This window comes from uncultured Sunxiuqinia sp., from assembly GCF_963974515.1.
Lineage (GTDB): Bacteria > Bacteroidota > Bacteroidia > Bacteroidales > Prolixibacteraceae > Sunxiuqinia.
Genome location: NZ_CAXBDD010000056.1, coordinates 1 through 26,073 on the forward strand (window position 1 = coordinate 1; position 26,073 = coordinate 26,073).

Sequence of the window (26,073 nt, forward strand, 5' to 3'; positions counted from 1 at the left end):
TGGGCATGGTTGACAATGTCACTGTCCCGGTTCCCGGCGAAGCTGCCGAATAAACGATTAACAATTCAAACTTCGATAGAGAATGGGGTGTTCATTGATTTGAGCACCCCATTGCTGTTTATTTCGCATAAACCTTCTTCAAAAATTCGGACAGGTCTTCTGGTTTCCGACCGAGGAGTTTTTCCAAGGTATCGCCCGGAACATCAAATTCGCCCTGTTTAATTCCCAGGTTAAACATGACCAGGAGCTCAATCATATCATCCGAAACGCCGGCATCTTTCATGGCTTTCGTAAACTCTTCAACCGAAGGGGCAACATAGTGAACGGGTTTTCCTCCAATAACACTCAGCATTTCGGCCACATCGGCATACGAATACGATTGACTACCGGCAATTTCGTAGGTTTTATTTTCATGCCCCGCGCTGGTTAGCACATTTACTCCAGCTTCGGCCATATCTGTCCGCGAAGCAAACGAAACCTTTCCATCGCCAGCCGGCTGATACACCACTCCGGTTTCAAGAACCTGGTCGCCAATAAACATGGGCACAACATCGCTGTACAGGGCATGTTTCAAAATCGTGTAGGTCATGCCCGATTCTTTCAGCCACTGTTCCGTTTGCAGGTGAACCTGCGCTACAGGCGCGATCGGTGAGCCCGGTGTTTCATCTTTCCGTTGAAAGCTGGTGTACACAACGTGTCTTATCCCCGCTTTTTTGGCTGCATTAACCACGTTTTCGTGTTGTTCACGTCGTTTGTCAATGTCGCTGGCCGATACAAAATAGAGCGTGTCGATGCCTTCGAAGGCTTTGTCCAGGCTCGCCGGCTGATCGTAATCGGCCTGAATCACTTTTACGCCTTTAGCTTGATAGGCTTCCAGTTTAGCAGGATCGCGGGCAATAGCAGCAATGTTATGCACATCCATTTTTTCTACTAACAGCGCTAATACTTGACTGCCTAATTTCCCGGTGGCTCCGGTTATCAATAGTTCATTCATGGTTAAAAATTTTTATAAAATTTTAGTTTCCAAATGAAAATAACTTACTTTTGGAGAGTTAAAGGTAATTAGATAGTGTTTACAAGTCAATACGTTACCTCGAAATTCGAAACTTACTTTCAGGTTAGTATTGCTGACTTTCAAAGCAGAATCATGGAAAAAAAATTTGAAAACATCAGGGAGAATTATACCCGCCACGATGATTGTCCGGTTCGAAATGTATTGGATCGTATTGGCGACAAATGGTCAATTTTAGTGTTGATGGTCTTGGGCGAAGGCGAAGTGATGCGTTTTAAGGATTTGAATGCTGCGATTGGCGACATTTCACAAAAAATGTTGACGGTGACCTTGCGTTCCCTGGAAACGGATGGTTTGATTGCCCGAAAGGCCTACCCGGAAATTCCCCCACGTGTGGAATATCGGCTGACCGACTTGGGGCTTAGCTTGCTTCCGCACATCAAAAACCTGACTGCATGGGCGCTCACCAATTTCGATACGATTGAGCAATCGCGAAAAGCTTTTCAATCCTGATTGACCCTTACCCATTTTTTCTGCCGGTTTCAAGTTTGGTGGTCACCTCGCGGTAAACCCTCTCCGGTAGGCACTCCCAGTGCTTATTTTAAATCTTCGCAGATCAGATCAATGATTTCCGCATTGGTCATTGACAGGTTTTTGTAAATTTGACTCCTTTAAAAGTAAGAAGAATAACAAAATGCAAGGATGTTTGGTGAGCAATTTTTCCCAATTCAACCTTCAACTTAAATAAACTGTATCGAATGGAACTTGTTTTTGCAACCAACAATCCTCATAAACTTCGCGAACTGCAGCAATTGCTGGGCGATGAAATTCACTTGCTCAGCTTGAAAGACATTGGCTGTGACGACGAAGTACCAGAAAATCAGCAAACGCTGGAAGGAAACGCCGCTGAAAAGTCCTTTTTCATTTTTGAAAAGTACGGCTACAACTGTTTTGCCGATGATACCGGTCTGGAAATTGACGCGCTGGATGGTGAGCCGGGCGTGTATTCGGCGCGCTATGCCGGCGAAGAAAAAAGCGCCGAAGCCAATATGGCTAAGGTGTTGGAGAAGATGAAGGGAATAACAAACCGGAAAGCCCGTTTTAGAACGGTGATCTCGCTGGTGATTGATGGAAAGGAAAACCAGTTTGAAGGTTTTGTTGAAGGCGAAATTCTTCGGGAGAAGAGGGGAACAGAAGGTTTTGGGTACGATCCCATCTTTCAGCCTGACGGAATCAGTCAGTCTTTTGCCGAAATGAATTCGGAACAAAAAAACCAGTTAAGTCATCGCGGACGAGCAGTGCAAAAGCTGGTTCGATATTTAAAATCGTTGAATTTAACCTTATGATACGCGGCTTTGTACTCGCTTTTTTCATGTGCTTTTCGCTTGGCCTGGCAGCCCAGGTTGGCGTTGGCGAATGGATGGATCATTTGTCCTATTCGTCAGCGCAGCAGGTGATTGAAGCCAAAGGCAAAATCTATTGCCTGACGAGTGGAGGTCTGTTCACCTATTCCCGCTCCGACAACAGCTTGCGAAAACTTAACCAGATCAATGGTTTATCAGATGTTCAACCGCGGGTGTTGGGCTTCGGCGAAGATGCTGACGTGGTGCTGGTTGCCTACCAAAGCAGCAACCTCGACCTGATCTATGAGCGAGAGATCTTCAACCTTTCTGATATCAAGCGAAAACAAATCCAGGGTGACAAAAATATCTACAGCATTCTTGTTGTCGGTCAAACCGCTTACTTGTCCTGTGGTTTCGGGATTGTCGCGGTCAACCTCGACAAGCGGGAGATAAAAGACACTTATTACATCGGCCCCGAAGGTTCTCCGGTGGTGGTTATGGACATGGCTTTTGACGGAAACAATCTGTACGCTGCAACCGCCGAGGGCATTTTCATGGCTGACAGTGATTCTCCAAACTTGCAGGATTTCAACAACTGGATCAAAATTGAAGACATCCCTCATGCCGATGACCGGTACAGCCAACTGGCATTTTTCAATGGCGACCTGATTGCCTGCTATACTGATGTGGGGAATAATCAGCAGGAATTATACCGGAACAGGGGGAATGGCTGGGAACGCTTTCTTCCAGGGGTGAGCACCGTAAATGGTCTGCGGGTATGCAACAACCAACTGCTGGTTGCACAGGGTAATCAACTGCAAGTTTATAACAGCAGCGATCAGTTGGCCGAACAGGTAAGCGGCTATTCTTTTTCCGGGACCACCATGTCGGGGATCAACATTCAGGATGCAGCTTGCGATGAAGCCGGACAGCTATGGCTTGCAGATGCCCGCCACGGATTGGTCAAAAAATCAGGCAGCAGCTTTGAGTTGACTATTCCGGAAGGGCCGGTCGATAACCGCATTTTTTCACTACACTCCAACAAGGGCGATATCTGGATGACCACCGGCGGACGCACGGATGCCTGGAACAACGTATTTAATGCCCCGCAGGCCCATCTCTATCGCGACCGAGACTGGCGTGTTTTTAACCAACGTACTCATGCCGGCCTGAACGATTTTCACGACCTGGTGACTGCCGTTGTCGATCCCAACGACCCCAATCATGTTTATTTTGGCTCCTGGGGAGGCGGGCTTGTTGAGCTTCGGGACAACGAAATTATCAACCGCTACACCCAATTTAACAGCTCGCTGCAAACAGCCTTGCCTGGCGATGCCAATCCCAATTATGTGCGGGTTGGCGGATTGGCTTTCGACTCAAAAAACAACCTGTGGATAACCAACTCGCTGGTTGGCGAACCGCTTTCGGTTTTAAAAACCGATGGTAGCTGGGAGTCGTTTCCCCTCGAAGGAATTGGCGGCATAGATGTGGGCGAACTTGTGCTGACAGAAAACGACGATCAGTGGATTATTCTTCCACGCGGACGGGATTTGTATATCCGGAAGGCTGATGGTTCCGATGGAAAACAGTTGCCGGTGATCGCCTATTTTAACAGTGGCGACCGCGAGGAGTTTTTCAGGATGAACGACGTTAATTCTATCGCGATTGATCACGATGGGGTAATTTGGGTAGGAACATCACAGGGCGTGGCTGTCTATTTTGACCCGGAGGCTATTTGGGAACAAAGCCCGTTTTATGCCTCACAACCCGGCCTCGACCTGAATGACGGAATTTATCATCCGCTGCTACGAGGGCAAACGGTGACTACGATTGTGGTGGATGGTGCGAACCGGAAGTGGCTGGGGACAAAAAACTCAGGTGTTTTTCTGGTTTCCGAAGATGGACAAAAAGAACTGAAAAGTTTCAATGAGGCCAACAGTCCCCTGCTGTCGAACACCATCCAGTCGATAGCGATCCATGAAAAGTCCGGCGAAGTTTTTATCGGCACGCCCGAAGGCATCATTTCCTACCGGGGCGAAGCCATTGCCGGAGCGAATGAATACGCTGACGTGTATGCGTTTCCAAACCCGGTTCGCCACGACTACGATGGCGACATTGTCATTACCGGTTTGATTTCTGATACCGATGTGAAGATCACTGACATCAGCGGAAACCTGGTTCACCAAACCACATCGCTTGGAGGACAAGCCATTTGGAATGGGAGAAACCTGAACGGGAAGCGGGTAAGCACCGGGGTATATCTGGTCTTTGGGAACGATCAATCGGGTGAAAAAACATTCACAACCAAAATTCTTTTTATTCATTAAAGGAGACAACGAATTGTGCTTGAAAAAACACGTGGCATCTATTTGCATCACATCAATTATTCTGAAACCAGTATCATTGCACGCATTTATACTGAACGGTTTGGCATTCAGTCGTATTTGATCAATGGCGTGCGAAAAAGAAAGTCCACCTTCAAAAAGAATCTTTTTCAACCCTTGTTTTTGCTCGATCTGGAGGTTTATTACCGACCGGGACACGACTTGCAACGGCTGAAAGAAGCCCGTCTAAGCGTACCTTTTGAGCATCTTCCATTCGACATTGTAAAAAGTTCGCTGGCTATTTTTCTATCCGAAGTGTTGTTGAAATGCCTGAAAGAGGAGGAAGCAAACGAGGAGTTATTCGATTTTCTTTTTCATGCCATCGCTTTGCTGGATCTGAAGAAGGATGGGATTGCCAATTTTCATTTGGCCTTTTTGTTTCATCTCTGTCGCTTTCTAGGTTTCTCGCCGCAGGCTTCAAATCATCATCAAACGCTCTTTTTCGATTTGGATACAGGTTCATTTTCTGTATCCGAGCCACTGAATCATCCATTTATGGATACCGAAACAACGGCTAACTTTAAGCAGTTGTTTCAATTCGATCTCGGAAAGATTGAGCTACTGAGCTTCAACAACCGCCAACGGGCCAATCTGCTGGCGCAACTGTTGAAGTACTATCAAATTCATATGGATCTTACAGGAGAATTTAAATCATTAGCTGTTTTAAAAGAAGTGCTGGCATAGCGCCCCGTGACGAATAATTCCTTAATTTTGATGGCACGCCGGGTGGACTATCAGCTCTTTTGTTAATTTTGCGATCTTATCTTTTAGTTATGGTGCAATCGAAATTACCCAATACAACAACCAGTATGTTCTCCTCCATTAGCCGATGGATTGAGGAATCCGATGCAATCGACATGGGCATTGGGGGTACTGATTTTAAATGTCCGCAGAAGTTGATCGATCTGGCTTCCAAGTATCTAAACGATAGTTACAACAACTACGCCCCATTGGAAGGCATACTGCCTTTGAGAAACGAAATCAGCGAAATTGTCAAAGCAAACTACGGACAAACTTACAACCCGAAAACCGAGATAACCATCACAGCCGGGACCATTCAGGCCATTCATACCGCAATTAGTACAGTTATTAGAGATGACGATGAAGTCATTGTTTTCGAGCCGGCATTCGAATCATTTGCCCCATCCATTGTGTTGAATGGCGGACGCCCGGTGTATGTCAAGCTGAAACCGCCCGGCTTTAAAATTGACTGGGAAGAGCTGCGGAAAATGGTGACCTCGAAAACACGAATGATCATCCTCAATTCACCCCACAACCCTACTGGTTCGGTCCTGTCTGAAAATGATTTGTTCCAGTTGCAACGATTGACCAACGGAACGAATATCACCATCTTGAGCGATGAGATTTTTGAATCAATGATTTTTGACAACCAGACCCACCAGAGTGTGTCGCGTTACGAAAAATTGCTGGAAAGAAGCTTTGTCATTTCATCGTTTGGCCCGCCGTACAACATCAATGGCTGGGGAATTTCCTACTGCCTGGCTCCTGAAAAACTGATGCGTGAGTTCCGAAAAATACACCAGATTCAGGTCTATAATGTCAATGCGCCGTTGCAGCATGCCTTGGCAGAATACCTGCCCAATAACCACAACTTTGAAGAGGTTTCGGAGCTTTACCAGGGCAAACGCAACTACTTTAACCGCTTGCTCGAAGGAAGCCTGTACGATGTGATTCCAGCGCAGGGAGGCTATTTTCAGTTGCTCGATTATTCCAAGATTTCGGATGAACCGGATGTTGAATTTGCAGAACGCCTGGCTCGTGACTTTGGGATTGCCACTGTTCCGGCTTCGGCATTTTATCACGAAAAGAGCCGGTTACCGCTAATCCGGGTGTGCTTCGCAAAAGACAATGAGAAGCTGGAACGTGCCGCCGAAAAATTATTGCAAGTTCCGTCCATGACCGAATTTTAGATGGATTTCATAAACCCGGGGGCCTTACGGTGTAGGGTGATCTGCTCGTAACCGTAGGCTATCTTCAGCAAAGAGGGTTCGCTCCAGGCCCGACCAAAAAAAGAGACACCAACGGGTAACCCATGCACATAACCTGCCGGAACCGTAATATTGGGATAGCCCGAAACAGCTGCGGCATCACTACTTCCACCGATAAAATGGTCGCCATTCACCAGGTCGATCGGCCAGCTGGGGCTGTTGGTTGGAGCAATTAAGGCATCCAAACGGTGTTCATCCATCAGTTTATCGATTCCTTCGCGACTTTTTGTTTTCGATATTTTCAAAGCTTCCAGGTATCCCGGATCATCCAGACCGGTGGTTTTTTCGGCTTCTTCAAAAATCTCCTGTCCAAACCACTGCATTTCGGTATCGGCATTGGCCTTATTGAATTGGATGATTTCAGCCAGTGCTTTTGCCTTGAGATCGTTGCGCGTGGCCAAGTAATTATTCAGGTCCGCTTTCAACTCCGTCGTCAAAACGGTCCATTCGGCTTTGCCCCATTCGTCGCGGCCTTCGAGCTTCAAATCGTAAATAATCTCTGCTCCGGCACCTTTCATGTCCTGAATCGCTTGCTGCATCAATTGATCCACTTCGGAATGAAACCCAAAGAAATTGCTGGCAACGCCAATACGCGCGCCTTTCAACCCAAACTGATCCAAAAATTGGGTGTAGTCACTGTGGATGGTTCCGATGGGTAAGTTGGTTGGAGCATCTTTGCCATGGAATTCAGCCAGAGCACCCAGCAGAATAGCGGCATCAGTCACTGTTCGCGCCATGGGGCCAGCAGTGTCCTGGCTGTGTGCAATGGGGATGATACCATCGCGGCTCCACAAGCCCAGGGTTGGTTTGATGCCAACCAACCCGTTAATGCCCGCCGGGCAAACAATGGAACCATCCGTTTCGGTGCCAATGCCCAGTGTGCAAAGGTTGGCGGAAACAGCAGCACCCGTCCCAGAGCTTGAGCCGCAGGGACTGCGATCTAAACAAAAAGGGTTGTGTACTTGTCCGCCACGAGCGCTCCAACCACTGGATGAACGCGTGGAACGGATGTTGGCCCATTCACTGAGGTTGGTTTTTCCGAGTAATACGGCTCCTGCATCACGAAGCTTTTTGGCAATGAAAGCATCGTCGGATGCGCTTGCGCCCATCAGCGCGAGTGATCCGGCAGTAGTCATCATCTGGTCACCGGTGTCAATATTGTCTTTAATGAGGATCGGAATACCGTGCAAAGGGCCACGAATCTGGCCTTCCTGTCGTTCGTGGTCGAGCTGAGCGGCGATTTCCAAAGCGTCGGGATTCAGCTCAATCACTGCATTCAGCATCGAATCAATAAGATCGATCCGGTCGAGGTATTGCTGACAAAGCGAAACAGCAGTCAGTTCTCCATCGGCCATCTTTTGTTGCAACTGTTCGATGGTGATTTCATTCAGGTCGAAATTGGCTGGATCTGTAGTCTGCTCAGAGCTGGTTTCAGACGTTTGGCAAGCCGTAAAACCAATGACCGACATGGCGGAACCGCCTGCCAATGCCGATTTCATAAAGTAACGTCGTCTCATGGATATCCTGTTCAAATTTCTACCCAAGTTAAGGAAAGCTTTTGATCAGGACAAAAAGAAAACTGGCGTTGTGCTTATCGAGGGTCTCCCTTCAAGTGAGGCCCTCAATAATGATCACTATCGCTTCTGATATTGTTCTTCGTAATATTTCTGGTAATCGCCGCTGGTGACGTTTTGCAGCCAGGCTTCATTTTCGAGGTACCAATCGATGGTTTTTTCCAATCCTTCTTCAAACTGAAGGCTGGGCACCCATCCCAATTCCTTTTGCAATTTGGTGCTGTCGATGGCGTAGCGCAGGTCGTGCCCGGCGCGGTCTTTCACGTAGGTAATCAGTGTCGCTGAAGTACCTTCCTTGCGGCCCAGTTTGCGATCCATAATGGCACACATCAATTTGATCAGGTCAATGTTGGTCCACTCGTTGTGTCCGCCAATGTTGTAGGTTTCACCCACTTTTCCCCGGTGAAAAATCACATCGATGGCCCGGGCATGATCTTCCACCCACAACCAGTCGCGGATGTTTTCGCCTTTTCCGTAAACCGGCAGGGCTTTGTTGTTGCGGATATTGTTGATGAACAGCGGAATCAACTTCTCCGGAAACTGGAACGAACCGTAGTTGTTAGAGCAGTTCGATACCAGGGCAGGGAGTCCAAAGGTATCATTGTAAGCCCGCACAAAGTGGTCGGAGCTGGCTTTGGACGCTGAGTACGGACTGTGTGGATCGTAGCCGGTCGTTTCGGTAAACAGGCCTTCTTCTCCCAACGAGCCATACACTTCGTCGGTTGAAATGTGGTAGAATAATTTGCCTTCGAAATTGTCTTTCCAGATTTCCCGGGCAGCATTCAGCAGGTTGACCGTGCCAATCACATTGGTAAACACAAACTCGGTTGGGTTCGAAATCGATCGGTCAACATGCGACTCGGCGGCCAGGTGAATGACGCCATCAAACCGGCGTTCCTGAAACAGTTTCAACATCGCCTCGCTGTCTACAATGTCGGCCTTGACAAATTCGTAGTTGGATTTGTCCTCCACATCCTTCAGGTTGTTAAGGTTACCGGCGTACGTCAGCTTATCGAGGTTGACAATGTGATAATCCGGATATTTTTCAACAAACAAACGGACCACATGCGATCCAATGAATCCGGCGCCGCCGGTAACGAGTATGGTTTTCTTCATCATTTAAATTTTACGAAACCAAAAGTAAAGCTTTCTGAAAGAATATAGAAATACTGTGGAAACTAAAACAACTTCAAAAAGCTACCGGGAATGGAGGTTTCGAAACGCACTTTTTTTCCCGTTACAGGGTGTGTGAAAGCCAGCACCCAAGCGTGTAAGCCAAGCCTTCCGATGGGATTCGAGGTGGAGCCATACTTTTTATCGCCAACAACGGGGTGTTTTAGCTCCTGCAAATGCACACGAATCTGGTTTTTCCGGCCCGTTTCGAGGTTCACCTTCAGCAGCGAATAACTGTCGTTACTTTTCAGAGTCGAGTAGTGGGTAATGGCTTCGCGGCCTTTCTCCGGATCGTTGGTGGAGTGCACCTTAAACACCTTGCTTTCGAACAGGTACGAGCGATAGCTGCCTTCCGCCGGGTCGAGCTTTCCATCGATCACGGCCAGGTAGCTGCGCTCCTCAACCGTTTCTTTCCACGACTCCTGAAGCAATTCCTGCATCTCTTCATTTTTGGCGAACAACATCAGTCCCGAGGTTTCGCGGTCGAGCCGGTGCACAATGAAAATCTTGCTGTCTTTATTATTGTCTTTCACATAGTTGCTCAGGATACTGTACACAGTTGCCCGTTTTTCTTTGTCGGTTGCCATGGTGAGTAAGCCGGCATTTTTATTCACCACAATCAGATCCTTGTCCTCGTATACCACGGTAATACCGCGCATTTGAGTGGTCATGGAAGTCGGAGCCTGGTCGAGCACTATTTTTTGCCCGGGTTTCAACAAGTAGTTAAACTGGCTGATTGCTTTCCCGTCAACCAGAACTTGCCGCTTTTTTAGCAGAGTCTTAATGTTGTTGCGGTTTTTATGCGGCAGTTGGGCGATCAAAAATTTCATCAGCTCTTCCCGCTCATTCACCTCCAAAGTAGTGGTTTGGGGCTTTTTCGATCTGGCGGATTCGCCGCCGGTATGTTTCTTCTTCATGTTTGCAAATGGATTAAAAGGCTGGATTTGTTGAAAATCCAACTCCTGCAAAGATAGGTTTAATCTTTCTTCTTTGAGGTTGGCGTGTGGTAATTTACAGGGGCACGCTGGGCTTGTTGATGCCCAGACTGCCAGTCGCCCAATAAAAAAAGCTTTTGCAGTTGTCATCTTCAGTATCGTCGGTGCATAATATAATCTGCAATAATTAGTTATATTAGCCCATTGAAAATAAAGTTGTTCTTCGGGGCAAATTTGAGAGAGAGATTGGATGACGACAAGTGTAAATAAGCTTTTTTTTCTTCTGTTCATTGTGTTGGCTTCGGCCCTGAACGGAGTTTGTTCGTCCAGTGACGATGATAGGATTATACAATTACTGGCGAATACATCGCAAGATTCCGCCAAAACAAACACCTTACTGCAACTCGCCCGATCGTCTAATGACAAAGAAAAATCACTAAACTACTATGCCGAAGCGCTCAACTATGAGCACGACAGCCTCCGAACAGCTGAAATAATTGATACACTGGGACTTTTCAACTTGCATTTGGGAAATTACAAGGAAGCGCTGGCTTACTTCAACCAGGCCAAACTGCTTTTTTACGAATTGCAGGACAGCTTGTGGATCGGTAAAATTCATAACAATATTGCCGTTGTCAACTGGGGTCTCGGCAACAGCATTGAGGCGCTCAGCAACTACCAAACAGCACTCAGCATTCGCCAGGCGATCAACGACCACCCAGGCGTTTGTAAAGTGATGAATAACATCGGACTGGTATACCAGGATCTGGGAATGCATGAAGACGCCTTGACGTGGCACCAAAAAGCCTTGAGCATCGCTCTTGAAATAAGCGATTTGAACGCAATTGCCTATTCCTACTCCAATATCGGAAAATATTACGAACACCACAACAAACTGGACGACGCGCTGAAAACCTATATCAAAGGGTTCAAAGCCCTTCCTGAAGCGAAAGTACCGAACCGTTCCGACTCCTTTTTCTCATCAAGCCTGGGAAGTGTTTATGAAAAGATGAACCTTCCCGACTCAGCACTTTTTCATTACCACAAGGCGGTAGACTATGGCCTCCGGCTGAACAACAGCAACCGAATTGCCATCGCCGAACACCACCTGGGCCGAATCCATTTGAAATTGAACCATCTTGATTCTGCCAAACATTACATCAACAGCAGTATGCAGCTCTCGAGGCTCAAAAACTATCCTCCATTGATTCGCGACAACCTGTTCGCTTTATCGGAAATTGAAGAACATGAAGGCCGGATACCAGCCGCCATGAACTATTACAAACAGGGATCGGAGCTAAAAGACAGCTTGTTTAGCAGCGAAAACATCGAAAAACTCAACGATTTGCAAATCAAGTTTTTCACCGAACAACAGGAACAGGAAAATCAGTTGCTAAGAACCAATAATGAAATTCAGCGAATAACCATCCGACAACAAAAGATGGTCAGCCACATTTTAATTGCCGGCGGAGTACTTATCCTATTGGTTTTGGTGGTTGTTGCCCGGAGCCGGATTTCCCTCAAACGATTAAGTACGCGCCTTGAGAAGTCGGAAGCGGAATTGCGCAAAGCCAACGCCGATAAAGACAAGTTTTTCACCATCATTGCCCACGACCTGAAGAGTCCGTTTAGCGGTTTTTTGGGAGTTACCAAACTGTTAGTCAACGATTTCGACCAACTGCCACCCAGCAGCATCAAACAGCTACTTGAAGCCCTGAAAGACTCGTCGTCCAACTTGTACGCCCTGCTTGAAAGCCTGCTGCAATGGGCCCAAGTTCAAACCGGAAGCATGCAATACCAGTTTGGCGACCGCGATGTTCACGATATTGCAACAAGTGTGACGAAGCTGCTTGCACCAAACGCCAAGCAGAAAGAAATTACCCTGACTCAAAAAATTCAGCCCAATACCTTGGTGTATGCCGATGAGAAATCGGTGGCAACCATCCTCCGAAACTTAATCTCCAATGCCATAAAATACACCAAGACTGGAGGTTACGTGGTGATTGAGGCTCTAAAAAAGGACACTTCGATTGAAATTTCTGTTTTGGACAATGGCATCGGGATGGAGGCTGAAATAAGCGAAAAATTATTCGACATTACGGAGAAAACTTCACAGCAAGGAACTGAAAATGAAAATGGAACCGGTATCGGACTCATTCTTTGCAAAGAGTTTATTGAAAAAAACAAGGGACATATTTGGGTGGAAAGTGAAGTCGGAAAAGGCAGTAAATTTACCTTTAGCCTACCCTCTGCCGAAACCAAACGGGCAAAGCAGTAATGCCGCCTCAAGTCAAGACAAAATAGCATCCAGCCACCTCCCTTCCGGAAGCCGCCCGGTAGTACTTCTCCTTATTTTAGGACTACCTTTTGTTACACAAATATGATGGTTTTGCCGTCGGCCTTTAGCCAACGGATCATGGAAGCAACACAGAGAAAGGCTTTAACCGCATCAGAGAATGAGGCTAGGCCCCAATAAAAGACGGCGCAGCATGCAGCCGGCAATACACCAGGCTCACACCCACTTGGTATTGGAATGCCCAAGAGCCGGCATGCGCCCTAACAAATCAACCTGTAACTATTCTGAATAAATAAAGGGTAGATAGTAAGTAGAAGGATTTGTCACAGGGACAATAAGCTTACTTTTGGCTCCAACTGATCAGCATTTCAGGCCATCATCAGATAATCGCCCCCTGCCCGGTACTGTTTGTTTTCCAAGAAGGAAGAGATCTTTTCGCGGGCGCCATAGCGACCCACCATCGAAAGTATGAACTGCGTCCCCGGCTCCGGAACAGCATGATAAGCCAGACTCGGCTTTTCGCTTGTTTTATGGGATTTCAGGTCATAGTAACCCGCCACATGCAAACCTTCGTCTTCAAGAAACCGAACCCGCTGCCGTGATTTTCGTCCGGCACCCCAGATCCAAAGTTCCTTTTCAGCCTGTTTTTGCATAAACCATTGGGCAAAATAGTGTGCCTTGGTTTTGTAAAAGGCTTCGGTACTGTAGCGTTCGTCCGTCCGGGTGAGGCGGGTTTCGGAGTCGTGCCATTCGTGCAGAACTTCGGGCAACTGCGCAAAGCGAACACCACCAGCCAGCCAGCGCAAAAATAGTTCGTAGTCTTCGGGAAAGTTGCCATGACGGTAAGCTCCATATTGCTTGACCAGCTCAGCCCGAAAAAGTACGCCGGGCTGAATGAGCGGGATTTCGACAAAACGGTTCAGCCAGATCTCCTCTTCGGAATGAAAGCCATTGACCCAATCGACGAAGCGTTGCAAACCGTCGGAAGGCAAGCTTGAAACATGCCGTACATTAGAGCCCACCAAGCCAATTCTTGGATGATTCTGCAAAAACTGGTGCTGCTTTTCCAGGCGCTCTGGCAGCGAAATATCATCGGCATCCATGCGCGCCAGGTAGCTTCCCCTAGCAGCAGCCATACCCCGGTTCATGGCAAACACCACCCCCTGCTGCTGTTCATACAGCAACTTGATTCGTGAATCCGATTGTGCCAATTTCCACGCTATTTCAGCGCTCCGATCGGTTGAATTGTTGTCAACGAGCAGCAACTCAAACGCCGTAAATGTTTGCTTTAAAATCGACTGGACGGCTCGTTCCAGTTTAAGCTCAGCCTGAAAAAAGGGAAGGACGACAGAAATGGGAATCTGCTGACTCATGAAAATTAAATTTGGGTCGTGGTCAGCTGGCGAAACACCTGTTCGAGTCCAGGCCGCTTTTCAGTCATGGTCAATAAAACCAAGCCCTGCTCAACAGCAAACTGAAAAATAGCCGGCCGTAAATCTCCTTCATTGCGAGCAATGGCCAGAAAAGAGCTTTCTGAAAGGATTTCGATCGCTTCAAGTCCGGGCAGTTTTTGCCACTGCTCCCGGTTGACCGCCGATGACAGCTCAACCAATACTTGCTGCTTCGAAACCAGCTGCCCCGACCGCACCAGCTCGACCGGCCCATCAGTCACGATCCGCCCTCGGTTGATAATAATCACCCGGTTGCAAATGGCCTCCACTTCCTGCATGATATGTGATGAAAAAAGCACCGTCTTCTCCCGGCTAATTTCCCTGATCAAAGCACGAATCTCCTCCAGTTGATTAGGGTCCAAGCCAGTCGTTGGCTCATCCAAAATCAAGACCGATGGATTGTGAATCAACGCCTGGGCCAGCCCCACCCGCTGACGATAACCTTTCGAAAGCGCACCAATCTTTTTGTGCTGCTCCAATCCCAGGCCAGTCATCTCAATGGCCTCGGTTACTTTTTGTTTCTTGTGCTGAAGCTGATAAAAGCCAGCGGTAAAATTCAGAAACTCTTTGACATATAAATCGGTGTACAAGGGATTGTTCTCAGGCAAATAGCCAATATTGCGACGTAGACGGTAATTTTCTGGTGTCATCTTCTCGCCATTTAGAACCACTTCACCTTGATCGGGCGCCAGGTAGCCGGTAATAATTTTCATCAGAGTTGACTTTCCCGCTCCGTTTGGCCCCAAGAAACCAACCAACTCACCATCATCAAAGCGGAAACTAAGCTGATCAAGCGCCATCTGCGTTCCGTAGGTTTTCGAAATATTTTCAACTTGTACCGACATACTTTTCACTTCGTGTTGCTCAAAAGTAAGCGATTTAAATCAAACCTGAAAACACAGGAAACAAGGGTAAACCAAACAAGATATCGCTTCGGAATTTAAGCCTGAGTCGACCCATTTTGCTTTCAATTTGAATTTAATCAAACTGTAATCAACCTAATTTTTAAGCCAATAGGCTTTTTCTCAACCAAAAAGAAACCAGTTGCCTCAGATTCTTCTCAGGCGGCACAGGAATTTAGGCTTGGAGATTTTTTATTTCTTAACTTTAAATTAACTTTGTGGCGCTCAAAAAAGCACGGCGGAAGATGAAAGATCAGAATTTTAATTACATCGAAGATTTAACGAAATACCAACGCCAATCCACCTCAACGGTTCAGATTGGGAAAGTGCCGATGGGGAGTGATTACCCGATTCGGATTCAGTCAATGACCGACACCGACTCGCGCGATACGGAAGCGACTGTTGAGCAAATTATCCGGATCATTAAAGCCGGGGCCGACTATGTGCGGGTTACTGTAAAGGGCATTAATGATGCGGAGAACCTGAAGAATATTAAGAAAGAATTGGTGGCGCGAGGCTATGAAACACCCTTGATTGCTGACATTCATTTCAACCCCCGTTTGGCTGAAGTGGCGGCCAAATACATTTCCAAAATCCGGATCAATCCCGGAAATTTCTATGATAAACGTGCCCGTTTTGAGCATCACCTCTACACTGATGCCGAATACAAAGCGGAACTAAATAAGATTGAGGAGCAATTTATACCCTTCCTTGAAATCCTGAAAAAGACCAACACGGCATTGCGAATCGGAGCCAACCAAGGCTCACTTTCCGACCGCATTATGAGTCGTTTTGGTGATACCCCGGCCGGAATTTCCGAGTCGGTGATGGAGTTTCTACGGATCTGTAAAAAAGTGGATTACACCAACGTGGTGATCTCGATCAAGTCGAGCAACACGCGGATGATGGTTTACACCGTCCGATTGCTCAACAAAAAGATGCGGCTCGAAGACATGAACTTCCCGCTACACCTCGGCGTAACAGAAGCCGGCGAAGGCGAAGATGCCCGCATCAAGTCGGCTGTTGGAATTGGAGCGCTGTTGGTTGATGGTATTGGCGATACCATTCGTGTTTCGCTAACGGAGTCACCGGAGGCTGAGATTCCGGTGGCGCAAAAGATTATCAATCAGGTATTGACCTACCAGGGACACGCGCCGATCAAAGCACCACTTTTTGCGCAAACTAACCCGTTTGAGTACGAACGTCGCTCGGTTCGCCCGGTGATGAACATGGGAGACAAGCAGGTCCCGGTTGTTTTGGCCGACTTAAGAGACAGAAGCATGTCGGAAATCCTTCCGCTAAGGGGAAAACAGATTCCGGAATATTTCCTGAAAAACGATGAAGTGTTCGACTTGGAAGGCAACTCCTACCCCATCTTGTCGATTGACGAATACCTCTTTGGTGGCTCGCACTGGGGACAGATGAAATTTATCCGGACCAACAAACCCGAGTTTGACCGGTTTATGTCTGAAAACCCGGAAATCATTACCAAACTGAAACAAACCCGTAAAACGGTGCTGATACTGGAAAGCTTCAATAAGAACCCGCTGGCCGAATTACGAGCCTTTTTTATGAACCTGGAAACGCACATCTGGAAAGTCCCGGTCATTATTTACCGGAAATACAACGAGCGACACCTTGATGACTTGCAGATTAAAGCATCGGTTGATTTAGGCGGCTTGCTGCTGGATGGCTATGGCGACGGGCTTTGCATTACCAACAGCGGCGACAACATCACTTTTACCGACCTGAAAAACCTCAGTTTTTCAGTGCTACAAGCCAGCCGCATGCGGGTCACCAAAACCGAATTCATTTCGTGCCCCGGTTGCGGAAGAACACTTTTTGATCTGCACGAAACCACCAAAAACATCAAAGCACATTTTAAACACCTGAGCCACCTGAAAATTGGGGTGATGGGCTGCGTGGTGAATGGCCCTGGCGAAATGGGTGATGTGGATTACGGATTTGTTGGTGCAGGCCCAGGCAAGGTCAATCTCTACAAAGGACAGAGCCTAAAGAAAAGGCACATTCCGTTTGAAAATGCGGTTTACGAACTCGAAACACTGATTCGGGAAAGTGGCGACTGGAAGGAACCAGAAGACCACTAAACCAGCTTAAAGAGCTGGTGCAAGCTGGTCTCACCGTTCAGATGAAAGGCATGCATCCCTGCTCGCTCTGCACCCATAACATTCTCTTTTGAATCATCGATAAACAACGTCTCGCGCGGATTTAAAGCGGCATCGTTCAACACAAACTGAAAGGATTCCAGGCTCGGTTTCCGGCGATTAATTTCATGCGAATAATAGTCTTTCACAAACAAATCAGACATGGAAAAGCCAAACTTCTGATGAAACAGTTTGTGGAAGTAATTGACGTGGATGTTGTTCGTATTTGAAAACAGGTACAAGTTGTATTTTGATTCCAGCTGCTTCAATAGGGTCACCCGTTCAGCCGGAAAATCAATCAGCATAGCGCACCAGGCCGCATCAATCTCAGCATCCAAAACTGGCCCCGGAAGCAATTCCCGAATCCCGTCGCGAAACTCGCCATCGGTCAACTTTCCTTCTTCCATATGAAGGAAAACCTCCTGCCTATAGCCCCACCCACCCGGTTTGATCACATTGGTTAGTCCAAGAGTCTCAAAGGATTTAACGGTACGTTGCGGGTCAATATCGAGCAGCACGCCGCCCAAATCAAAAACAATATTTTTCACTTCCTGAAGGATCTGTTCCATACCCGCAAAACTAAGGAATGTTTGCCTGAACAGAAAATAGTTGGGTCGGCCGGTATAAGCCGCTAGCGAACCGAAACCAGCTCGGTTTTCGATTGATTGACCTGCAAAAGGTACAGCCCACTTTGCAGTCCGTCCAAGCTGAGCTGATAATTTCTTTCCTTAATCCCAGCTTTTGAAATCAGCAGCTGGCCGCTCATGGAAAAAAGCTCTACGGTACGTACCCCTTCGTCTAATTCGATGTTGATCAGTCGGTGGGCAGGGTTAGGGTACACTTTGAAATGTGACAGATCCGCCAAATATCCAACAGCGGTGCTGGTAGCTTTTTGAAAACGCATGTTCTGGATGACAAAACGGCCACTACCGGCCTTCCCAAAAATTCCGAAGTTAACATACACCCGAATCTGGGCGATCTTGTCCAACATAAAAGAACCATCGGCCTTTGACGAAAAATGATGGTAGTGAAAATGAAAACTATCGTCGGGATCAAAAGAATTCATCTGAAACAAATTAACCAGTTCCACATTCCCATTAACATCAACCAAATCGAAACGCAAGTTTGAAGGCGGGTTTTCCGGATCAACTTTGAGATCGAAAGCTAATTCATTGATTGAAGTCACATCAATCAGTCCATCAAAGTCATAGAAAAAATTGGGATTCCGCGATGGACTGGCAACCTCAAAATCAACCACCAAGGCATCATTGGTTTCACTCAAATTCAAGCTATTACCGTCTCCTGGATTCGCCTGCCAAAGCAGTTGCTGCTCCTCGTTGGCCGGTAACACATCCCAGCGATCGGCACCTGGCTGAATAAGATAATCAACATGAAACACATTGGAGATAACCGCATCACAGGGGGTCGAAACCTCAACCTGAATATCCCCTGGCGCATCATTCCATTGTACCGTGATGCTGGAGGTTTCTTCGCCGCTCAGAAGGTTCACACCATCAGGCAAATGCCAGGTATATTGTGCTCCCGAAACTTCATTGACAGAATAGGTGACTTGATCATTCAGCGAATTTAAGTTTGATCCCTGGATCACCGGCTGTGGCAGCTTGTTGCTGTACACCCGCACGTAATCCACTTCCATAACGGCTTCAGTCAAATTGGGATCAACACCTTGCGCACCACCCCAATTACCACCAATAGCGATATTGAGCAAGAGGTGAAACCGCTTATCGAACGGCCATTCAGCAAAAGTTTTATTTTGATTGTTGAAGGTGAAATACAATTGATCATCCAGGTACCACTTAATCGATTCAGGGGCCCACTCAATGGCATAAACATGAAAATTGCTCATGGCATCAGGCACCTGAATGCTTTGCCCCACCTGGGTGCCAATGCTGTGGTTATAAGCCTCGGTGTGCACCGTTCCATGCACTACACCGGGATCGTACCCCACATGCTCCATGATGTCGATTTCACCGCTGGCCGGCCAACCGCCATACGCCCAGTCGGTAGGTAACATCCATATTGCGGGCCAGGTTCCTTTTCCTGAAGGGAGCTTGGCCTTCACCTCAATCCGGCCATACAACCAATCGCCTTTGCCTTTGGTTACCAGCCGGGCCGAAGTCCAACTATTGTCTGTTTTTTTTGCTTTGATATATAGCTTCCCATTTTCTATCCAGGAGTTCGTGCGGGTGTTAGTATAGGTTTGCAGCTCATTATTCCCCCAGCCTCCACCACCCGTGTCGTACCCCCACTTTTCAGCATTGGGAGCACCATCGGTCTCAAATTCATCAACCCAAACTAAACTTTCACAATCGCCCTGCCCTGGCGATTGCAAGCTTAGGCTCAACGAAAAGAATGTCAATGAGGATAAGATCAATATTCTACGTATTTTCATAGACATCCGGTTTTATTTTTTTTGATAAACCCTTACGTAATCCACCTCCATTGATCGCGGGAAAATCTCGGTATCAATTCCCTCTAAGCCACCCCAGGTTCCCCCAACAGCCAGGTTCAGCAACAGGTGGAAACGTTTGTCGTAAGGCCATTCGTCAGGCCCGGTGCCTTCGTTTTTAAATGTGAAAAAGTGCTCGCCATCCACAAATACCTTGTACTGTTCAGGTTCCCATTCCAATTGGTACAAATGAAATTCATCGTAACAGCTTGGAATAACGATCGTGTCCGAACGCTGGGTGCCTATCTTGTGGTTGTAGGTTTTGGTGTGCGACGATGCCAGTATGGTGTCGGGCATATAACCCACGTTTTCCATGATGTCTATTTCTCCACTGGCGGGCCAGCCGCCATATTCCCAATCGGTTGGCAACATCCAAATGGCCGGCCATAAACCTCGTCCTTTCGGCAATTTAGCGCAAACTTCAACCTTTCCGTACAGCCAGTCGCCTTTTTCTTTTGTAATCAGCCGGGCCGAAGTGTAGTTCCGGTCTTTATAGTTTTCCAGAATCGCCGTAATAAACAGCTTCCCATCTTTCACTTCGGCATTGGCCAGCCGCCGGCTGGTATAATACTGCTCTTCCTCGTTTCCCCACTGCCAGGCATTCCCTTCGGTGTCGTAGCTCCACTTGGCCGAATCAGGCAGTCCTTCGTAGTCAAATTCATCGGACCAGACCAGTTGATATTCCTCATACCCGCTTTCAGTTCTGTCAGATCTGCTGCTCTGACAAGAATAAACGATACTAAAAAGCAAAATGACGATTGGTAGATACTTTATTTTCATCTTTTTTTTTGGTTTGCGCTAATTCATAATGATAAACTTTTCACTGGTTACTGCTCCATTCCCTGCGATCTGAACAAAATAAATTCCATTTGAAAGTCCTCTCAAATCAATCATGGTCTGATCTGCCTGTACCACTTCCTTACTCAACACCACATTTCCTTGAAAGCTGATAACCTTCAAAAAATAATCTGACTTTTTAGTCGACGAAAAAGTCACATAGAGTTTGTCACTTGCAGGATTTGGATAAATACAATATTCTGGCTGTGTTCGTTGACTGCTGACAGAGGTGCTAAAATCCAGATTAAACCAGTTAAGGTTATGCTCGCCCTGTTTAACCAATAAACGCACAAAATAATACCCCTCCTCCAGATGGACAGTGGATGATTGGGTCTCCCACTTTTGCCATCCGCCAGTAGGAGCGATCCGCAAGGTATCCAGCGAGCTGAAGTTCTCACCATCACCCACCTGAAAAATCAGCTCAGCGTCCGCCCTTTCTGTTGCCACGCGATATTCCAGACGATAGTTGCCGGCAGTGGCAACATGCACCTGGTAGTCAAGGTATTTCCCTGCAGCAGCATAGGCAGTATTCTTCCCTGCCCCAATGTCCTGACAATTCTCGAGAGCGAAACCATTATTCGCATAAAATTCTTCAGACTGAATTTTCCCAGGTATGGCATACGATGTATGTAAGTTATTCTTAGCAACCAGATTGCCAAATTCGATAAGGTTTTGCGTTCCCGATTTTACAGATGTTCCATTGTACGACACAGTAACCACTTGATCTGAATAAATTTTGGTATCGTGCTCAATGATAAGCACCGATGATAAGGATGGATCTTTTCGGATCGACAAACTACTAAACGGCTCTCCGTCGAGGCTTAATTGAAAATCGCTTAGCTCCAATTCAGCATCTATGCTTGTAATCTCTTTGTTGAAACCTATGCTGATTTCGTAACCATCAGCAGACGTGCTGGCGGATAAAGCCTGAAAATCAACCGACTGAGCTGACTTGGAATTAGTGAATTCGAAATAGTTGAGATTGGAACTTCCGCTGTCAATGACCCACTTCATCTTGATTGCCCCACCGGGAATCACGATATTTTCAAATGTCGCCGTTTGCCAACTTTGCCAACCCCCTGTTGACGGCAATGACAGCTCGCCGGTAACATCAGCTCCGTTCACTTCCAGGTGTATTTTTGACCCTAAACCTCCTGAAGCATAACGAACGTTGAGCGTGTATCTGGCGGTCGAATCTGCCGATAGAGAATATTGCATCCATTCGTTTTTCTCTGTCCAGCCAACATGATATCCATTGATGATTCCTCCGGCATCCTTGGTAACTTCGATGTCAACCCCATCATTTCGCAGTCCCCAACCGGTATTCCAGGCAGTCCATTCACCACCGTTATGGGCCACATCGTTATCGAAATAAGCAATTCCATTTTTCCCTAAATCAAAATCGCTATAGAATATGGGCGCTGACATTTGATGCTCTTTGAAGGGAATAACCGCATCGGTGTGCGGCTGACGGATCATCGCATCAATTACATCGTACTGAACGCCACAGTTTTCAATTTTATGGTTCTCGGCCCACTGCATAACGGCCTGATAGGCTTGTGTTTCGGTTGGAGCAGTTGAAATCTCGCCTTTCCAGTATTTTACCAAATCCTCATACCCTTTGTTAATCGGGACGTTCAGCACATTGTTAATGCCGTTTTTCTTCACCGGCCACCACGACCAACCTACGTTGTTCGATTCGCAAAGCGCAATGAAATCCGTAAACCATGTATTGGAATTTTCGCCTGATTCACCCATCCAGATGGGAACGTTGTACTCATCTCTGATTGCCAGAATCCAATCCAGGTCGCTTGCTCCTGTTCCGCTCCAGTATTTGTGAAAGCTGTATACCATGTTATCATCCCATGGCGGTGTTAAGCCTGAAAAATCATTGGCCCAACTGTTTCCTTCAATAAAGATGATGTGATTGGGATCAACTTCTCGAATGGCATCGGTAATTCGACCAAACAGCTCGCGCATTTGGGAGTTATTTCCTTCCGGAAATGTCCAGTTGGTTTCATTAATCAGATCATAGCCGCCAATCCAGGGTTCATTGGCATAGCGCTCAGCCAGTTTACGCCACAAGGCAACCGTTTTATCCTTATTGGCCTGACTTTCCCACAGCGACGGCTTAGAAGGGTCATAATCCGAAATATCGGCATTCGCACCTTGTCCGCCGGGTGCTCCATGCAGGTCAAGAATCAAATACATCTCATTGGCCTCGCACCAGTCCAACAAATTGTCGATCATCTGAAAACCTTTGAATCGCCAGGTATTCTCTCCGGGAATGAGCTCTTCTTCGATGGGCGGCGTAAACCACTTGTAATGCATAGCTACCCGTACACTGTTAAAGCCCCAGGCTTTCATCGAATCAACATCAGTCCGGGTAAAATGATTGGCCAGCCAAGTGTTGAAAAAAGTCTCTGTTTTTTCGGCCCCAATCGTTTCAATTAATTTGGCTTCGAATTCGTGCTGCGTTCCGGCAATACCTTCGGTTTTCATCATGTAGCCTTCCATCAACATCCAATTTCCGGTGCCAATTCCTCTCAGAATAATGTTTTCCCCATCACCGGTAACAATATTTTTGCCATCGGCATGTAAGTAGGTCTGGGCATCAACCGACACGACTATTCCTGCCAGCAAACCAATTATCAAGCTTAATCGACGAATGAGGTGCATCATTTCTGGATTTTAAAATCAGCCAAACTAGTCTTCGAAAATCGAAAATTCGCTGTGCAGTCCTTCGCTGGAGTTGGTACCTACCCAAACATCAAAATCACCAGGTTCAATCACATAGCCCGTTCCATTGAAGAACTCCAAATCTTTGGCAGCCAAGGTCAGGCTCACCGTGGTCGTTTCACCCGGCTTAAGACTTACTTTTTTATGGCCTTTCAGTTGTTTTACCGGACGGGTCACGCTTCCAAAACGGTCCCGAATGTACAATTGAACCACTTCAGCTCCTTCATACTCCCCCGTGTTTTTCAACTGGACAGAAACCTCAATTGAACCATCCACTCCCATGTTTTTGGATGATAACTTCAGATCGGAATAGTCAAAGGTGGTATAGCTCAAACCAAAACCAAACGGAAACAGCGGCTCAAAACCGGCATCCAAATAATGCGAGGTATTGCCCAGCGAATGTTGGGTTGCTTCGGCCGGTATTTTATTGATATCGGTCCATTGCTGATAATCAGCCGGCCGACCGGTATTCTTATGGTTGTAGTAAATTGGTACTTGCCCAACTGTTTTTGGAAAGGTAACCGGCAACTTTCCGGAGGGAGTGGTTTTACCAAACAACATGTCGGCCAGGGCTGGCCCGCCCATGGTTCCGGGATGCCAGGCATAGAGCACCGCATCGGCTTTTGCCAGTTCATTTTGAATCGTCAACTGGCGCCCAGCCATAATGACCAACACAACAGGCTTACCGGTTTCGGCTACGGCATCGAGCAGTTCCGACTGCGCACCCTGCAGGTCGAGATCGGCAAGGCTATGTGCTTCGCCCGAAAGAATGGATTCTTCACCCAAAAACAACAGCACCACATCCGACTTGTTGGCGGCTTCAACTGCTTCAGCAAAACCTTCGGTGGTCTCGGTCCGACTGATTTGCAAACCGCGGGCAAAGTTTACGTTATCGGCTCCCAGCATTTCATTCAGGGCCGTTAATGGCGTAATGGTATTTTCTTTTTTTCCATCAAAAACCCAAGTTCCCATTTGGTCGTGCGGGGCATCGGCCAAAGGGCCAATGACTGCAACCGACGAAAGATCTTTTGAGAGGGGCAGCACATTATTGTTATTTTGCAGCAGCACAAAACTTTCGCTGGCTGCTTCTTTCGCTACTTGTAAGTTTTTATCTGAAAGAATAGATTTGGCAGCTGCCGACTCATCGGTATAAGGATTATCGAACAAGCCCAAATCAAATTTAAGACGTAAAATATTGGCGACATACTCATCAATGGTCGTCATCTCAATTTTGCCTTCATCCAGTAAAGCCTGGACGTTCTCAACGTAGGTATTGCTGGCCATTTCCATATCAATTCCGGCTTTCAGCGCTTTTTCAGCGGCTTCCTTGCTGTTGGCCGCAAAGCCATGAGGAATCATTTCGGCAATCGAAGCCCAGTCGCTTACCACCATTCCCTTGTAGTTCCACTCGTTACGCAGAATTTGCTTCAGGGTGAATTCGTTTCCACTGGCCGGCACGCCATTCAAATCATTAAAAGCCGACATAAAAGTCGCCACACCGGCATCGGCAGCCACTTGAAATGGAGGCAGGTAATCGTTCCGTAATTGCACTTCCGGAATCAGGGTGGTGTTGTAATCACGTCCGCCTTCGGCAGCGCCGTAGCCCACGTAATGTTTGGCACAGGCAGCAATCGTGTTGGGCGCACTCAGGTCGTCGCCCTGAAAACCTTTAATCATCGCTTTGGCCATGATCGAGGTCAGGTAAGTATCTTCGCCGCTACTTTCGGCAATGCGCCCCCAGCGCGGGTCGCGCGAAACATCAATCATTGGCGCAAAGGTCCAGTGTATCCCTTCCGAAGCGGCTTCTTCAGCAGCCACAGCCATTGCTTTTTCGGCCAGTTCAGCATTCCATCCGGCGGTTAATCCTAGCGGAATCGGCATGATGGTCCGGTAGCCATGAATCACGTCGCGTGCAATAACCAGCGGAATACCCAGCCGGCTTTCTTCGACCGCAACTTTTTGTAATTCGTTCACTTCGCGAGCGCCAACCAGGTTCAAAATCGAACCCACTTTCCCATCTTTAATGGCTTGCCTGGTATCTTCCGGCCCGCCTAACTGCCCGGGATCAAACTGCGACATTTGTCCCAATTTTTCCTGAAGGGTCATTTTGGAAATCAGTTCTTCAATCTTTCGCTCGTTCGGTTCATTCTTCTCTGAAGAAACGCTTGCCTGGGCTCCGTTGATCAGGAGCAATCCAAGTAAAAATAGGATGGTTGTTTTCATTCTGATAATGGATAAGAAAACCTGGCCTGCCCAAATTCGGGCAGGCAGGTTTTCAGTTGTCATTCAAATTGTCATTAGTTGATTTTTGCCGACTTGATACCCTCAACGTGAGGACCCGACAATTCATCAAAATAGAATTCATGTGTACCTTCTCCGTTTCCTGCATTCAGCATGATTCGGATGATATCATAATAATCGTGGTTGTAACGGTCGTCAGTCGTAACGTCAGCGGCCATCAATGGAGCTAATCCCGCATCCCACGAAAGATCAGCAGTTCCTGCTCCCGCAAATTCATACTCGGCAACTTCCCAGGTATTATCATTCTGGATGGTATAGGTGAGCTCCACTCCTGTTTGCCAGGCATTCCCGCCCATATCCGTATTCTCCAATTTCAACAGGACTACATCACCAGCTTTTCCGTAAACCATGATTTTGAAGGTTGAAATGGACCTCAAATCAAACCGGTAGCCGGCAGGCAACTTCATGTTGGCATTAGCCCATTGATTATCGGTTTTTGAATACATGGCAACCTGTGAGCTCCGGTTAGGATAAATGCGTGA

General features: G+C 47.2%; 18 protein-coding genes and 1 pseudogene. 7 read left to right on the forward strand and 12 right to left on the reverse strand.

The window, feature by feature from the left end; all coding sequences use genetic code 11:
• Window positions 1-118 precede the first annotated feature (118 nt).
• Complete coding sequence (locus AAC033_RS12495) at window positions 119-994, reverse strand: SDR family oxidoreductase (RefSeq protein WP_339738585.1); 876 nt, start codon at window positions 992-994, stop codon at window positions 119-121.
• Between the two features lie 153 nt (window positions 995-1,147).
• Between AAC033_RS12495 and AAC033_RS12500 the strand changes: the two genes are divergently transcribed.
• From AAC033_RS12500 to AAC033_RS12520, 5 genes are all read left to right on the forward strand, one after another.
• Window positions 1,148-1,525, forward strand: coding sequence for a helix-turn-helix domain-containing protein (locus AAC033_RS12500; protein ID WP_339738587.1), 378 nt, complete (start codon window positions 1,148-1,150; stop codon window positions 1,523-1,525).
• A gap of 245 nt (window positions 1,526-1,770) precedes the next feature.
• The gene (locus AAC033_RS12505; RefSeq protein WP_339738589.1) at window positions 1,771-2,358 is read left to right on the forward strand and encodes a non-canonical purine NTP diphosphatase; all 588 of its coding nucleotides are present in this window, start codon (window positions 1,771-1,773) and stop codon (window positions 2,356-2,358) included.
• The gene (locus AAC033_RS12510; RefSeq protein ID WP_339738591.1) at window positions 2,355-4,682 is read left to right on the forward strand and encodes a two-component regulator propeller domain-containing protein; all 2,328 of its coding nucleotides are present in this window, start codon (window positions 2,355-2,357) and stop codon (window positions 4,680-4,682) included. Before AAC033_RS12505 ends, AAC033_RS12510 begins: the two co-directional genes overlap by 4 nt.
• 15 nt (window positions 4,683-4,697) lie before the next feature.
• Window positions 4,698-5,423: a DNA repair protein RecO gene (recO, locus tag AAC033_RS12515; protein WP_339738593.1), complete on the forward strand. Its 726-nt coding sequence runs from the start codon at window positions 4,698-4,700 to the stop codon at window positions 5,421-5,423.
• 89 nt (window positions 5,424-5,512) lie between these two features.
• Window positions 5,513-6,670 (forward strand): methionine aminotransferase, encoded by a 1,158-nt coding sequence (locus AAC033_RS12520; RefSeq protein WP_339738595.1) that lies wholly within the window; start codon window positions 5,513-5,515, stop codon window positions 6,668-6,670.
• Here the strand turns inward: AAC033_RS12520 and AAC033_RS12525 are convergent.
• The 3 genes from AAC033_RS12525 to AAC033_RS12535 all read right to left on the reverse strand — a co-directional run bounded on the left by AAC033_RS12525 (window position 6,667) and on the right by AAC033_RS12535 (window position 10,412).
• Window positions 6,667-8,265, reverse strand: a complete 1,599-nt coding sequence (locus AAC033_RS12525) for an amidase (RefSeq protein WP_339738597.1) — start codon at window positions 8,263-8,265, stop codon at window positions 6,667-6,669. The two genes, AAC033_RS12520 and AAC033_RS12525, sit on opposite strands and share 4 nt — an antisense overlap.
• A gap of 117 nt (window positions 8,266-8,382) precedes the next feature.
• A complete protein-coding gene (gene rfbB / locus AAC033_RS12530) occupies window positions 8,383-9,438 on the reverse strand; it encodes a dTDP-glucose 4,6-dehydratase (RefSeq protein ID WP_339738619.1) in 1,056 nt (351 codons plus the stop codon).
• A 62-nt stretch (window positions 9,439-9,500) separates the two neighbouring features.
• Window positions 9,501-10,412, reverse strand: coding sequence for an RluA family pseudouridine synthase (locus AAC033_RS12535; protein WP_339738599.1), 912 nt, complete (start codon window positions 10,410-10,412; stop codon window positions 9,501-9,503).
• Between the two features lie 268 nt (window positions 10,413-10,680).
• Here AAC033_RS12535 and AAC033_RS12540 point away from each other — a divergent pair, with 268 nt between their 5' ends.
• A complete protein-coding gene (locus AAC033_RS12540) occupies window positions 10,681-12,708 on the forward strand; it encodes a tetratricopeptide repeat protein (protein ID WP_339738601.1) in 2,028 nt (675 codons plus the stop codon).
• A gap of 386 nt (window positions 12,709-13,094) precedes the next feature.
• Here AAC033_RS12540 and AAC033_RS12545 read toward each other — a convergent pair whose 3' ends face one another.
• Both AAC033_RS12545 and gldA read right to left on the reverse strand, forming a co-directional pair.
• On the reverse strand, window positions 13,095-14,099 hold the full coding sequence (locus tag AAC033_RS12545; protein ID WP_339738603.1) for a glycosyltransferase family 2 protein: 1,005 nt from the start codon (window positions 14,097-14,099) through the stop codon (window positions 13,095-13,097).
• Between the two features lie 5 nt (window positions 14,100-14,104).
• Window positions 14,105-15,022 (reverse strand): gliding motility-associated ABC transporter ATP-binding subunit GldA, encoded by a 918-nt coding sequence (gene gldA / locus AAC033_RS12550; RefSeq protein ID WP_339738605.1) that lies wholly within the window; start codon window positions 15,020-15,022, stop codon window positions 14,105-14,107.
• Between the two features lie 302 nt (window positions 15,023-15,324).
• Here gldA and ispG point away from each other — a divergent pair, with 302 nt between their 5' ends.
• Window positions 15,325-17,187 carry a (E)-4-hydroxy-3-methylbut-2-enyl-diphosphate synthase gene (ispG, locus tag AAC033_RS12555; protein ID WP_339738607.1) on the forward strand — a complete coding sequence of 621 codons (1,863 nt, stop codon included), beginning with the start codon at window positions 15,325-15,327 and terminating at the stop codon, window positions 17,185-17,187.
• Here the strand turns inward: ispG and AAC033_RS12560 are convergent.
• The 6 genes and pseudogenes from AAC033_RS12560 to AAC033_RS12585 all read right to left on the reverse strand — a co-directional run.
• Window positions 17,184-17,813, reverse strand: a complete 630-nt coding sequence (locus AAC033_RS12560; protein ID WP_339738609.1) for an HAD family phosphatase — start codon at window positions 17,811-17,813, stop codon at window positions 17,184-17,186. The two genes, ispG and AAC033_RS12560, sit on opposite strands and share 4 nt — an antisense overlap.
• Before the next feature lie 62 nt (window positions 17,814-17,875).
• Window positions 17,876-19,657, reverse strand: a complete 1,782-nt coding sequence (locus AAC033_RS12565; RefSeq protein ID WP_339738611.1) for a family 16 glycosylhydrolase — start codon at window positions 19,655-19,657, stop codon at window positions 17,876-17,878.
• Between the two features lie 12 nt (window positions 19,658-19,669).
• On the reverse strand, window positions 19,670-20,494 hold the full coding sequence (locus AAC033_RS12570) for a glycoside hydrolase family 16 protein (RefSeq protein WP_339738613.1): 825 nt from the start codon (window positions 20,492-20,494) through the stop codon (window positions 19,670-19,672).
• A gap of 18 nt (window positions 20,495-20,512) precedes the next feature.
• On the reverse strand, window positions 20,513-23,233 hold the full coding sequence (locus AAC033_RS12575) for a carbohydrate-binding protein (protein ID WP_339738615.1): 2,721 nt from the start codon (window positions 23,231-23,233) through the stop codon (window positions 20,513-20,515).
• 24 nt (window positions 23,234-23,257) lie between these two features.
• Entirely contained in the window at window positions 23,258-25,576 is a 2,319-nt protein-coding gene (locus tag AAC033_RS12580) for a glycoside hydrolase family 3 N-terminal domain-containing protein (protein ID WP_339738617.1), read from the reverse strand.
• 11 nt (window positions 25,577-25,587) lie between these two features.
• Window positions 25,588-26,073 (reverse strand): annotated as a pseudogene (locus AAC033_RS12585) (hypothetical protein); the annotation flags it as partial.